We start from the raw sequence: 12,249 nt of genomic DNA, 5'->3' as shown, positions 1-12,249 counted from the left end.
CCCTCCGGGAGAGGCCGCCAAGCGTCGCCTGCCGTTGTTGCAGCTCCTTGCCGTGGCACCACCACGGCGCGTCGCCGCGCCTAGGCAGTCAACGCTTGGCGACCTCTCGCACTCGCAGATTTAATGTGAACAGGCCCTAGCGCAGGTTCTGGCGTGGCAGCCGCGCCACGGCCACCGGCAGTCGATGCTGCGGTGCGGTAAAATGCTGCCTTCAAGTCTTGCGGACGTGCTTTCGCCCAGTTTCCGGCGATGGCAGTGCGTGCGCAGGGCATCTCTGCCGTACCGCCCCTGCCGCCTCACGCGCGCTGACGCGTTCATGATGGTGCCGGCCTCTGCGGCCTGTTTCTTCCCTGCCCATGACGACTCTCTCCTCATCCACTTCGCGCCTGCGCGACCTGCGCCAGAACGTACTGGCCGGTCTCACCACCTCCTTCGCGCTGGTGCCCGAATGCATCGCCTTTGCGCTGGTGGCGCAGTTGAACCCGCTGATGGGGCTATATGGCGCTTTCTTCATCTGTACCATCACGGCCCTGTTCGGTGGCCGCCCGGGCATGATTTCCGGGGCGGCCGGCTCGATGGCCGTGGTCATCGTGGCCCTGGTCGTTCAGCATGGTGCACAATATTTCCTGGCGACGGTGGTGCTGTCGGGCGTGATCATGCTGCTCTTCGGCGCGCTGCGGCTGGGCAAGCTGGTGCGCATGGTGCCGCATCCGGTGATGCTGGGCTTCGTCAATGGCCTGGCCATCGTGATCGCGATGTCGCAGCTGGAACATTTCCGCGTCGAGACCCCCGCCGGTCCGCAATGGTTGCAGGGCGGGGCGCTGGCCATCATGATCGGGCTGACGCTGGCCACCATGCTGATCGTGTGGCTGCTGCCGCGCGTGACCAAGGCGATTCCACCGGCGCTGGCGGCCATTCTCGGCGTGGGCCTGGTGACTTATTTCAGCGGCCTCCACACCCGCACCCTGGCCGACATGGCGCAGATCGCCGGCGGCCTGCCGCCGCTGCACTGGCCCAGTGTGCCGATGAACCTGGAGACGCTGCGCATCATCGGTCCCTATGCGGTGCTCATGGCCATCGTCGGCCTGCTGGAAACCCTGCTGACCTTCAACCTCACTGACGAAATCACCGCCAGCCGTGGCCAGCCCAACCGCGAATGCCTGGCACTGGGCGCGGCCAACATCGTCTCGGGCCTGTTCGGCGGCATGGGCGGTTGCGCCATGATCGGCCAGACCATGATCAACCTCGGCTCGGGTGGGCGCTCGCGTCTTTCGGGTGTGGTGGCGGGCGGGATGATCCTGCTGTTCATCCTCTTCCTGTCGCCGGCCATCGAGCGCATCCCGCTGGCCGCGCTGGCCGGTGTCATGTTCGTGGTGGCGCAGGAGACCTTTGCCTGGGGTTCGCTGCGCGTGCTGGGCAAGGTGCCGCGCAGTGATGCGCTGGTCATCATTGCGGTGACCATCATCACCGTGCTGACCGACCTGGCCGTGGCCGTCCTGTGCGGCATCGTCATCACCGCGCTCAACTTCGCCTGGCAGCATGCCCGTGAAATCCGCGCCGACCGCCGTGACGAGGCCGACGGCAGCCGCACTTACCTGCCGCAGGGCACGCTGTTCTTCGCCTCCACCACACACTTCCTCGACCTCTTCGATACGGCCAACGATCCGCAGCAGGTCACCCTGGATTGCCGTCATCTGCGCCTGGTGGACCACTCCGCCATTGCGGCCGTGCAGACCCTGGCCGAGCGTTATGTGCGTGCTGGCAAGGAGCTGCGCGTGGTGGCCCTGTCGCAGCGTTGCAGCCAGTTGCTGGAACGCGCGGGCTTGCCGCAGGTGGCGTAAAAAAGCCCGCCGGCGCGTAAAGACATGGCGCGGGGCGGGCAAAATACCACGGGAAACACTTTCAGGAGCGGCCCGCATCGCACGATGCGGGCCGCTTTCGCATGGGCATTACAGGCCGAGGAAGTCCATCTTGCCCAGCTTCACGCCCTGGTGGCGCAGGATGCCGTAGGCAGTGATGACATGGAACAGGAAGTTGGGCAGGCCGAACACGGTCAGGTACTCCTGGGCCGTCAGGGTGCGCTCCTCGCCGCGCAGCTTCATGGTGACCGCGCGTTCTTCCTGGCCGTCAACGGTCTCGGGGGCGACCGTTTCCAGGAACAGCAGGGTCTTGTTGATGCGCGCCTGCAGTTCGTCAAAGCTGGCCTCGTCATCGGCAAAGGCTGGCGCGGCCATGCCCGAGAGGCGGCTGGCGGTGGCCTTGGCGGTATCGCTGGCGCGCTGGATCTGGGCCGAGAGCGGGTACATGTCTTCATACAGGCGGGCCGACAGCAGTTGCTGCGTATCCAGCTGGTGTTCGCCTGCATGCTGCTCGGCCTTGTCGAGCAGCGTGGAAAGCGTGTTCAGGCCACGCACCAGCAACGGGATGCTGGCCTGGTAAAGGGTGATGGTCATGGCGATTTCTGGTTGTATGCGTTGAGTAGGCCGGACCTGCCGCAGGGCAGCAGGTCCGGCAGGGGCTTACTGCGAAGAGGACAGCTGCGTGGCCGGTCCACCCCATCCGCCGCCCAGGGCGCGGATCAGGTTGACAGTGGAACGGGCCCGTTCGCCATCGAGCGTGACCGAGGCGCGCCGGGTTTGCAGCACGGTACGGTCGGCATCGATGACGCTGAAGTAGCTGACCGCACCTTCGCGGTACTGCGTGTGCGAGAGCTTGGCTGCGCGCGAGGAGGCGGCCACGGCTTCGTCTTGCGCGCGGTTCTGGTCGTCCAGGATGCGCAGGTTGGCCAGGTTGTCTTCCACTTCGCGGAAAGCGTTCAGGACCGTGCCGCGATAGGTCGCCACCTGCTCTTCATAGCTGGCGCGCGCACGATCCACACCGGCCTGGCGGCGTCCGCCATCGAACAGCGGCATCGACAGCGCCGTGCCCACCAGCGGGCCGAGGAGGAAGGTGCGGCTGGACCAGTTGAACAGATCACCCAGTTGCGCCGACTCATACCCCAGGCCACCGGTCAGGTTCAGCGCCGGGAAGAAGGCCGACTTGGCCACGCCCACGCGGGCATTGGCGGCAGCCATGGCGCGTTCGGCAGCGGCGATGTCGGGACGGCGCTCCAGCAGCGTCGAGGGCAGTCCGGCCGGTACCGACACGCTCAGGCGTGTCAGCGGTTGCGGCGGCAGCGAGAACTCGGCCGGGGTGCGGCCCAGCAGGATGGCCAGCGCGTGTTCGGCGGTGGCGCGCTGGCGGGCGATACCCAGCGCTTCCGATTGGGCCGAGGCCAGTTCGGAACGGGCGCGGGCTACGTCCACTTCACTGATGTCGCCTTCGTCGAAGCGGCGCTGCACCAGGCGCAGCGATTCCTGGCGCAATTCGACGGTGCCGCGATAGAGCTCGGCGGCAGCGTCCAGTTCACGTACCTGGAAGTACTGCTGTGCCACGTCGGCCTGCAGGGCCAGTAGTACCGAGTGGAACAGCGCTTCGCTGCGCTGGGCGTCGGCGGTGGCGGCATCGACGGTCGAGGCGACCCGGCCGAACAGGTCAACTTCGTAAGAAACGTTCACCTGAGCACGATAGAGAGTGAACGGTTGTGTGTTGGCATCGGCCGGCAAGCCTTGCGAGGCGGGCGACGGGCGCTGGCGGGTCGCACCGACCCCTGCATCCACCTGCGGGAAGTAGCCCGAGCGCGCATCGCGGGTCAGGGCGCGCGCCTGGCCCAGGCGGGCGGCGGCCGCCTTGAGGTCCTGGTTGGCTTGCTGGGCGGTGTCTTCGAGGGCGTTCAACTTGTCGTCGCCGAAGATTTTCCACCACTCGCCACGGGCAATGTCTTCGGCCGGTTGCGCGGTCTTCCACTGGCTGCCGTTCTCGCCTGTTTGCGGCGCAGGGGCCGCTTCCTTGAAGGCGGCCGGGGTGTCCACCGCCGGACGTTCATAGGTCGGGGCCACCGAGCAGCCGGCCAGCACCAGCAGTGCCGCCAGCAGGGCCGAGCTGATGCGCACGGGGCGCAGCAGGCGGCTCATCGAGAGAGATTGGGTCATCATTTTTCTTGCTCCATTCATGGGCCGATCCGCAGATCAGCGATCATCCTGTGCGCCCGGTGCAGCGTGGGCGATGTGGGTGCCGGCGGTCATCGGGGCTTCGTGATGCGAGGCCGAGTGCAGGGCACGGCGGTCGATGGTACGCAGCAGGACATAGAACACGGGCGTGAGGAACAGGCCGAAGAGGGTCACGCCCAGCATGCCGAAGAACACCGCAATCCCCATCGCATGGCGCATTTCCGAACCGGCGCCGGAGGAGGTCACCAGCGGCACCACACCCATGATGAAGGCGATCGAGGTCATCAGGATCGGGCGCAGACGCAGGCGGCTGGCTTCGATGGCGGCTTGCACGGCAGTGCGGCCCTGCATCTCCAGTTCGCGGGCAAATTCCACGATCAGGATGGCGTTCTTCGCCGACAGGCCCACCAGCACCATCAGGCCGATCTGGGTGAAGATGTTGTTGTCGCCACGGGTGAGCCACACACCGGTCAGTGCCGCCAGGATGCTCATCGGCACGATCAGGATCACGGCCAGCGGCAGGGTCAGGCTTTCATAGAGTGCCGCCAGCACCAGGAACACCAGCAGCACGCTGATCGGGAACACCCACACGCCTGCATTGCCGGCCAGGATCTTCTGGTAGGTCAGGTCGGTCCATTCGAACTTGATGCCACGCGGCAGGGTCGCTGCAGCCACGCGTTCAGCCGCAGCCTGGGCCTGGTCCGAGGAATAACCCGGGGCCGGACCACCGTTGATGTCGGCGGCGGTATAACCGTTGTAGCGCACCACCATTTCCGGACCAAAGGTCTGCTTGACCTTCACCACGGAGGACAGCGGCACCATCTCGCCGGCATCGTTGCGGGTCTTCAGCTGCGCGATGTCCTCGGCCTTGGCGCGGAAGGGCGCGTCAGCCTGTGCCCGCACCTGATAGACGCGGCCGAAGCGGTTGAAGTCGTTCACGTACAGCGAACCCAGGTAAATCTGCATGGTATTGAACACGTCGGTGACCGGAATGCCCAGCTGCTTGGCCTTGACGCGATCCAGTTCCACATCCAGCTGCGGTACGTTGATCTGGTAGCTGGAGAACATCGGACCCAGTGCCGGTTCCTTGGCGGCGGCCTTCATGAAGGCTTGCGCGGCCTTGTCCAGTTCGGCGTAGCCCAGCGCATCGCGGTCTTCGATCTGCATCTTGAAGCCACCCAGCGTACCCAGGCCCATCACCGGCGGCGGCGGGAAGACGGCGGTGAAGGCTTCCTTGATGCCGCCGAATTTCTTGTTCAGCGAGGCGGCGATGGCATTGCCCGACAGTTCCTTGCTCTTGCGTTCCTCGAAGGGCTTCAGGCCCACGAAGACGATACCGGCCGAGGAGCTGTTGGTGAAACCGTTGATGGACAGGCCAGGGAAGGCAATCGCACTGGCCACGCCCGGTTCCTTCAGCATGATGTCGCTCATCTTGCGCATCACTTCTTCACTGCGGTCGATCGAGGCGCCATTGGGCAACTGCGCGAAGGCCACCAGGTATTGCTTGTCCTGGCCCGGCACGAAGCCGCCGGGAACGATGTAGGACACACCCAGGGTGGCCGCCAGCAGCAGCACGTACACACCCATGGTGGCACCCTTGCGCTTGATCACGCCGGTCACGCCATGACCGTAGTTGTCGGAGGCGCGGTTGAAGAAGCGGTTGAAGCGGATGAAGAAGCCACCCAGGAAGCGGTCCATCTGGCGCGTCAGCCAGTCCGGCTTGTCGCCGTGGCCCTTGAGCAGCAGGGCGGCCAGGGCCGGGGACAGCGTCAACGAATTGAAGGCCGAAATGACGGTGGAGATCGCAATGGTCATCGCGAACTGCTTGTAGAACTGGCCGGTCAGGCCGGTCATGAAGGCCAGCGGCACGAACACCGCCACCAGCGTCAGGGCAATGGCGATGATGGGGCCGGAGACTTCCTGCATGGCGCGATAGGTGGCGTCGCGCGGCGAGAGTCCGGCACCGATGTTGCGCTCGACGTTTTCCACCACCACGATGGCATCATCGACCACGATACCGATGGCCAGCACCATCCCGAACAGCGACAGCGCATTGATGGTGTAACCGAAGCCCAGCATCAGCGAGAAGGTACCGATGATGGAGACCGGCACGGCCAGCAGCGGAATGATGGAAGCGCGCCAGGTCTGCAGGAAGATGATCACCACGATCACGACCAATGCAATGGCTTCCAGCAGGGTATGCACCACCGCTTCGATGGAAGCCCGCACGAACTGGGTCGGGTCATAGACGATGCTGTAGCTGACCGAGCTGGGGAAGTCGGCCGACAATTCCTTCATCGCCGCGCGCACCTGGGTCGAGACATCCAGCGCATTGGCACCGGGTGCCTGGAAGATGGGGATGGCCACGGCGGGCTTGTTGTCCAGCAGCGAGCGCAGGCCATATTCGGAGGCCGCCAGTTCGACCCGTGCGACGTCACCCAGGCGGGTAGTGGCGCCATCGGGCGAGGCCTTCAGGATGATGTCGCGGAACTCGCCTTCGGTCTTCAGGCGACCCTGGGCGTTCACCGACAATTGCAGCGGCGTTTCCGGCGAGCTGGGCGAGGCGCCGATCACACCGGCCGCCACTTGCACGTTCTGCTCGCGGATGGCACGCACCACGTCGCTGGCCGTCAGGCCGCGCTGGGCCACCTTGTTGGGATCGAGCCAGACGCGCATGGCGTAGTTGCCCGAACCGAACAGGCCCACTTCACCCACGCCCTGGATACGCGCCAGGCGGTCCTTGACGTTCAGGACCGCGTAGTTGCGCAGGTAGGTGGTGTCGTAGCGGTTGTCGGGCGAGGTCAGGTGCACCACCATGGTCAGCGTGGGCGAGGATTTGAGCGTGGTCACGCCCAGTCGCTGCACGTCTTCCGGCAGGCGCGGCAGGGCTTGCGAGACGCGGTTCTGCACCAGCTGCTGGGCCTTGTCCGGATCGACGCCCAGGCGGAAGTTGACGGTGATGGTGAGGTTGCCGTCGCTGTTGGCCTGCGATTGCATGTAGAGCATGTTTTCCACGCCGTTGATCTGCTCTTCCAGTGGCGAGGCCACGGTTTCAGCGATCACCTTGGGGTTGGCACCGGGATACTGCGCGCGCACCACCACGGAAGGCGGCACCACTTCCGGATATTCGGAGATGGGTAGCTGCAGCATGGCCAGCACGCCGCCCAGCAGCAGCAGTACCGACAGCACGCCCGCGAAGATCGGGCGGTCGATGAAGAATTTTGAGATATTCATGTAGGTTCCTTGTCAGTCGTCAGGATGCAAATGCCCTGGCAGCGGGCCTTGCAGCCCCTGCGACTTGTTCTTCCTTGAATGCGAGAGCGTTCTGGCGTTGATCAGGCCTTGCCAGCGGCAGCTGCCGGTGCGGCCGTAGCGGCCTGGGTCTGCATCGGCACCACGGTCGGGGTGATGGCGTCACCCGGACGGATACGCTGCAGACCATTGACCACGATGCGTTCACCCGGCTGCAGACCCTTTTCGATCACCACCAGGCCGTCATGGCCGGCGCCCACCACCACCTGGCGGTAATTGGCCTTGTTGTCCTTGTCGGCCACCATGACGAAGCGCTTGTCCTGGTCGGTACCGAGCGCCTTTTCGTCGATCAGCACGGCCTGGTGCGGCTCGCCGCCACCCAGGCGCACGCGGGCATACAGGCCCGGGACCAGCTGGCCATCGGCGTTGTCGAAGATGGCGCGCACGCGGATGGTGCCGGAGGCGGTATCGAGGCGGTTGTCCACCGAGCCGACGCGGCCCTTGCGGGAGTAGCCGTCTTCATTGGCCAAGCCCAGTTCCACCGGTACGGTGGTGCCAGCGGCGCGCGCCGGATTCACGTACTTCAGGAAGCTTTGTTCATCGACGTCGAAGGAGGCATAGACCTTGGCCACCGAGACCAGCGTGGTCAGCGGGGCATTGGCGGCACCCGGGTTCACCACGTTGCCCACGGTCACTTCGGCGCGCGAGATGCGGCCCGAGACCGGTGCGGTGATGCGGGTGTATTCCAGGTTCAGGCGGGCCGCGCGCAGGGCGGCACGGGCGGCGGCGACATTGGCCGAGGCTTCGCGCGAGGCGTTCTGCTTCTCTTCGAAATCGCGCTTGGCGATGGCGTTGTCGCCCAGCAGGCGCTGGCCACGGGCCAGGTCGGAGGCGGTATAGCCGGCACGTGCTTCGGCACCGGCCAGTTGCGCTTCGGCGCGGGCGACTTCGGCTTCATACGGACGCGGATCGATGGTGAAGAGCACGTCGCCCTTCTTGACCAGTGCGCCATCCTTGAAGTGCACGGCGGTCAGGGTGCCGCCGACCAGCGGGCGGACCTCGACGCGATCGACCGCTTCGATGCGGCCCGAATAGGATTGCCAGTCGATGATCTGGCGCTGGACCACTTCGGCCACATCGACCGGCGCGCCGGCTGCAGCAGCCGTCGGGGCAGTGGAGGCATTGGCCGAGAGGCCGACCATGGAGATGGTGCCACCGACCGAGAGGGCGATGACGGCCAGGACCGTGGCAGTGAGAGCGAAACGTTTGCGCAGTGGGGCGGGAGTGTTCATTTTCTTGTCCTCAGAGTGAAGTGGAGGGGTGAAGCGGATGCGGCAAAAATTCAGGGAGCGCGGCATCGCGTCGCAGGGTGGCGAAGCGGCAGCGCAGGAAATTGACGATCTCGGTCAGCAGCGGCAGGTGCGTACGCAGGGCACCGTGCGTGATGCCGACGAAACGCGAGACCTGTGTGGGCACGCCGGCGCGGATCAGGCTGGAGGCGTATTTCTCGGCCTCCGGGCAGAGCACGTCGCGTTCGGCGGTGGCGATGAAGGCCGGCGGCAAGCCCGCCAGGCGGCTCACTTCCAGCGGTGCGGCATAGGGGTGCAGGCGCTGCATGGTCTGCGGCAGGTACTGGCGATAGCTGGCCGCGCAAGTCTCGGCGGTGACGTCTGACTGCAGGCGGGTGGCATCGCCCAGCAGACGCATGCTGGGGTCCAGCATCGGGCTGATCAGTACCTGGGCGGCCAGTGGCTTGCCGCAGCGGTCGCGCGTCATCATCGTCAGGCTGGCGGCCAGGCTGCCGCCGGCATCGTCGCCAGCGACCACCATGCGCTCCAGGTCCACCTGCAGTTCGGTGGCGTTCTTGCAGGCCCAGGTGGCAGCGGCGAAGGCATCTTCTGGCGCGGCCGGGAAGGGCTTGGCCGGCGCCAGGGCGTAGCCAACCGACAGCACCACCGCCTGGTTGTGCTCGGCCAGGAAGCTGGCCGGGGTGTCGGCGTCATCCAGCGAACCGCTGGTGAAACCGCCGCCGTGGAAATACAGCACCAGCGGGCGTTTCTCACCCTTGGGCAGGGCGACAGCGGGCTGGTACAGGCGCACGGGGATGCGTCCCAGCGGGCCGGGAACGAAGAAATTGCGGATGTCCAGCGGAGAGGAACCTTGCATGATGAGCGCCTGGGCCGAAGCCACTTGTCCAAGAATGGAGCGGATTGTGCGCCACAGCAGGGTCTCGAATAAACACCTATAATCCAACAACACTGTTCGGTAAGTCTGAACAATCAGTGAAATTAATTCATTCACTTTTCTGATCCTTTCAGTGAAGAAAAAGCCCTAGCTTCCCGCCTCGGTGAAGTGGGTGGCTCCTGCGACATCGATGCTGTTGGCATCCGATGCGCAAAGTTGGCTGGCTTTTGCCGTTATTTGGTTTAAATTGGGATGGGGCTGGTCACTGCGATCCAGGTCATCCCGTCATGGCAAGATGGCGCGCCGGGGGCGGTGCCTGGTCTTGCATGGATCTGTCTTGCCCCCGATTGCCGCGCCGGCGTTTTCCCTGGCGGCGGCCTCAAAGGAGAGAGCGATGGACCGTTTCCAGGCCATGCAAGTCTTTACTGCTGTGGTGGATGCCAACAGCTTCACACGCGCTGCCGACAACCTGAACCTGCCGCGCACGACCGTGACCACCCTGATCCAGGGGCTGGAGAGCATGCTGAAGGTGCGCCTGCTGAACCGCACCACACGTCGCATCAGCCTCACGCCCGACGGCGCGGCGTATTACGAGCGCTGCGTGCGCATCCTGGCGGACGTCGAGGAGACTGAACAATCCTTCCGCAATGTCACCCGCGGTCCGCAGGGGCGGCTGCGTATCGATGTGCCGGGCTCCATCGGCCGGCTCATGCTGCTGCCCAATCTGTGCGACTTCTACAGCAAGTACCCGGACATCGAGCTGGTCATGGGCATGGGCGATCGTCCCGTGGATCTGGTGCAGGAGGCCGTGGACTGCGTCATCCGCATCGGCGACCTGCAGGATTCCTCGATGGTGGCGCGCCGCATCGGCACCTTCCAGACCGTGACCTGCGCTGCACCTTCCTACCTGGAGCGTCACGGCGTGCCGCACACCCTCGAAGACCTGCAGCAGCACCAGTCGGTCCATTATTTCTCCGGCCGTACCGGCCGCACCATCGACTGGGACTTCGTGGTCGATGGCATCACCCGCGAGGTGAAGATGAATGGCCGTCTCTCGGTCAACGATGCCGATGCCTACGTGGAGTGCGCCCTGCAAGGCTTCGGCATGGTGCAGGCACCGCTCTACATGGTCACCCGCCACATCGATGAAGGCCGTCTGGTGGAAGTGCTGTCGCAATGGAAGCCGGCACCGCTGCCGATTTCCGTGGTGTACCTGCACAACCGCCATCTCTCGCCCAAGGTGCGTGCCTTCGTCGACTGGGTGGCCGAACTGTTCGCCACCTGCCCGCTGAACAAGGCCTGCACCATGGGCATGGAAGAGAGCGAGTGCCACTTCGTCAACAAGCCCGAATCCACGACGGTGCGCACGGTGGTGGAGCAGTACAACATTGCCGAGAGCGTGTTCTGATCGATGTAAATCTGGCTTGGGGTTAGGCGAGGATTATGCAGGGCGGGCCGGTGTTTTCGCGTGCCTTAAGCTGCTGGTTTTTTGCCCGATTCTCTTTTCATGCTTGCTGGAGTTTCAGGTGAAATCGCGCTGGCGCGTGGTTTTCGGTGTGTTCGTGCCATGATCATTGCGCTCAATCGTGCAAGGGCATACCTGATCCTGCAAACTTCTTGCCCGATTCTCCATGGATGGACTGCAGAGGATCAGGCAGTTGCCAGTCCGCGCTAGAGTCGCGTCTGTCTTTCAATGAGAGGAGTTTATGGACCTCGATCTGCATTCCGTTCAGGATTCCGGCCCGCTGTTGCAGCCGGAGGCAGTGGAGAGTGCGCCCGCCCGGCAGCAGGATGATCCGCGTTTCCAGGCCATGCAGCAGGAGCTGCTGCAACTGCTGGAGCGCACTACGGCCGGCGTCGAAGGCATGCTGGCTACGGCCATCCCCAACCTGGAAATCTATCGCATCACCTGTCCGAGCGGCCCCAAGCACGCGGTGCAGAAGCCGGTCTTTGCGGTCATTGCGCAGGGTTCCAAGCGCATCTTCGTGGGCGATGAGATCTACGAATACGATCCCATGCATTACCTGGTCGCCTCGGTGGATCTGCCGGTGGTCGGCAAGGTCATGGTGACCAGTCCCGATGAACCCTATCTGGGTTTGCGGCTGGAGCTCGATACCCAGGAAATCGGTGAGCTGATCGGCGACGAGAACCTGCCTGCAGCCGCCAATCTGGGCGAAGGGGCTGCGCGCGGCCTGTATGTGAACCGGCTGGACGTTGACCTGCTCGATGCGGTGCTGCGCCTGTTGCGCCTGCATGAGACCCCGCGCGACGTGCCGATCATGGCGCCGATGATCCGGCGCGAGATCCTGTATCGCCTGCTGATGAACGGGCAGGGAGCGCTGTTGCGCCAGACCGTGCTGCAGGACAGCCAGATGAACCGCGTGGCCAAGGCCATCCGCCTCATCAAGGAGGGCTATGACCAGGCCTTGCGCATCGAGGATGTCGCACGCGATGTGCATATGAGCGTGTCTTCGCTGCATCACCACTTCAAGCTGGTGACGGCCATGAGTCCGCTGCAATACCAGAAGAATTTGCGCCTGCAGGAAGCCCGAAAAATGATCCTCACCGCCGACGCCAGCGTGGCCACTGCCGCGCATCGCGTGGGTTACGAGAGTTCATCGCAGTTCAGCCGCGAGTACAGCCGCCTGTTCGGCGCGCCGCCGCTGCGCGACAAGCGCCGCTGGCAGGAAGAGGAAGCGCCGGTGCTGTGAGCTTGAGCAGGCGTACCGGGAGCTCGCTAGAATGAGCGGCTTCCGGCAGTTAA

At 64.6% G+C, this 12,249-nt stretch carries 8 protein-coding genes; 3 read left to right on the top strand and 5 right to left on the bottom strand.

What is annotated here, in order from left to right:
* The first annotated feature begins 356 nt into the window (after positions 1–356).
* Positions 357–1,841, top strand: a complete 1,485-nt coding sequence (locus B3873_RS03530) for a SulP family inorganic anion transporter (RefSeq protein ID WP_286864064.1) — start codon at positions 357–359, stop codon at positions 1,839–1,841.
* Positions 1,842–1,949: 108 nt separating this feature from the next.
* Here the strand turns inward: B3873_RS03530 and B3873_RS03525 are convergent, their stop codons facing one another.
* The 5 genes from B3873_RS03525 to B3873_RS03505 form a co-directional block, all read right to left on the bottom strand.
* A complete protein-coding gene (locus tag B3873_RS03525; protein ID WP_286864062.1) occupies positions 1,950–2,453 on the bottom strand; it encodes a DUF1993 domain-containing protein in 504 nt (167 codons plus the stop codon).
* A 66-nt stretch (positions 2,454–2,519) separates the two neighbouring features.
* Positions 2,520–4,034, bottom strand: a complete 1,515-nt coding sequence (locus B3873_RS03520) for an efflux transporter outer membrane subunit (protein WP_209533739.1) — start codon at positions 4,032–4,034, stop codon at positions 2,520–2,522.
* A 33-nt stretch (positions 4,035–4,067) separates the two neighbouring features.
* Positions 4,068–7,283, bottom strand: a complete 3,216-nt coding sequence (locus B3873_RS03515; protein ID WP_286864060.1) for an efflux RND transporter permease subunit — start codon at positions 7,281–7,283, stop codon at positions 4,068–4,070.
* A 101-nt stretch (positions 7,284–7,384) separates the two neighbouring features.
* Positions 7,385–8,593 (bottom strand): efflux RND transporter periplasmic adaptor subunit, encoded by a 1,209-nt coding sequence (locus B3873_RS03510; protein WP_286864058.1) that lies wholly within the window; start codon positions 8,591–8,593, stop codon positions 7,385–7,387.
* 10 nt (positions 8,594–8,603) lie between these two features.
* On the bottom strand, positions 8,604–9,467 hold the full coding sequence (locus B3873_RS03505; protein ID WP_286864055.1) for an alpha/beta hydrolase fold domain-containing protein: 864 nt from the start codon (positions 9,465–9,467) through the stop codon (positions 8,604–8,606).
* 412 nt (positions 9,468–9,879) lie between these two features.
* Between B3873_RS03505 and B3873_RS03500 the strand changes: the two genes are divergently transcribed.
* Entirely contained in the window at positions 9,880–10,893 is a 1,014-nt protein-coding gene (locus B3873_RS03500; protein ID WP_039790421.1) for a LysR family transcriptional regulator, read from the top strand.
* Positions 10,894–11,191: 298 nt separating this feature from the next.
* Entirely contained in the window at positions 11,192–12,196 is a 1,005-nt protein-coding gene (locus tag B3873_RS03495) for an AraC family transcriptional regulator (RefSeq protein ID WP_286864051.1), read from the top strand.
* Positions 12,197–12,249 lie beyond the last annotated feature (53 nt).

Origin of the sequence: Herbaspirillum sp. UBA812 (genome assembly GCF_002296545.1) — a bacterium.
Classification (GTDB): domain Bacteria; phylum Pseudomonadota; class Gammaproteobacteria; order Burkholderiales; family Burkholderiaceae_D; genus Herbaspirillum; species Herbaspirillum huttiense.
The sequence above is the reverse complement of the archived record's forward strand: the minus strand, read 5'-3'. Positions and strand labels throughout refer to the sequence as shown.

What these genes read in the sequence shown, in the direction of transcription:
- B3873_RS03530 (WP_286864064.1), top strand. Translation starts at nt 357, where the DNA reads ATGACGACTCTCTCCTCATCCACTTCGCGCCTGCGCGACCTGCGCCAG.
- B3873_RS03525 (WP_286864062.1), bottom strand. Translation starts at nt 2,453, where the DNA reads ATGACCATCACCCTTTACCAGGCCAGCATCCCGTTGCTGGTGCGTGGC.
- B3873_RS03520 (WP_209533739.1), bottom strand. Translation starts at nt 4,034, where the DNA reads ATGATGACCCAATCTCTCTCGATGAGCCGCCTGCTGCGCCCCGTGCGC.
- B3873_RS03515 (WP_286864060.1), bottom strand. Translation starts at nt 7,283, where the DNA reads ATGAATATCTCAAAATTCTTCATCGACCGCCCGATCTTCGCGGGCGTG.
- B3873_RS03510 (WP_286864058.1), bottom strand. Translation starts at nt 8,593, where the DNA reads ATGAACACTCCCGCCCCACTGCGCAAACGTTTCGCTCTCACTGCCACG.
- B3873_RS03505 (WP_286864055.1), bottom strand. Translation starts at nt 9,467, where the DNA reads ATGCAAGGTTCCTCTCCGCTGGACATCCGCAATTTCTTCGTTCCCGGC.
- B3873_RS03500 (WP_039790421.1), top strand. Translation starts at nt 9,880, where the DNA reads ATGGACCGTTTCCAGGCCATGCAAGTCTTTACTGCTGTGGTGGATGCC.
- B3873_RS03495 (WP_286864051.1), top strand. Translation starts at nt 11,192, where the DNA reads ATGGACCTCGATCTGCATTCCGTTCAGGATTCCGGCCCGCTGTTGCAG.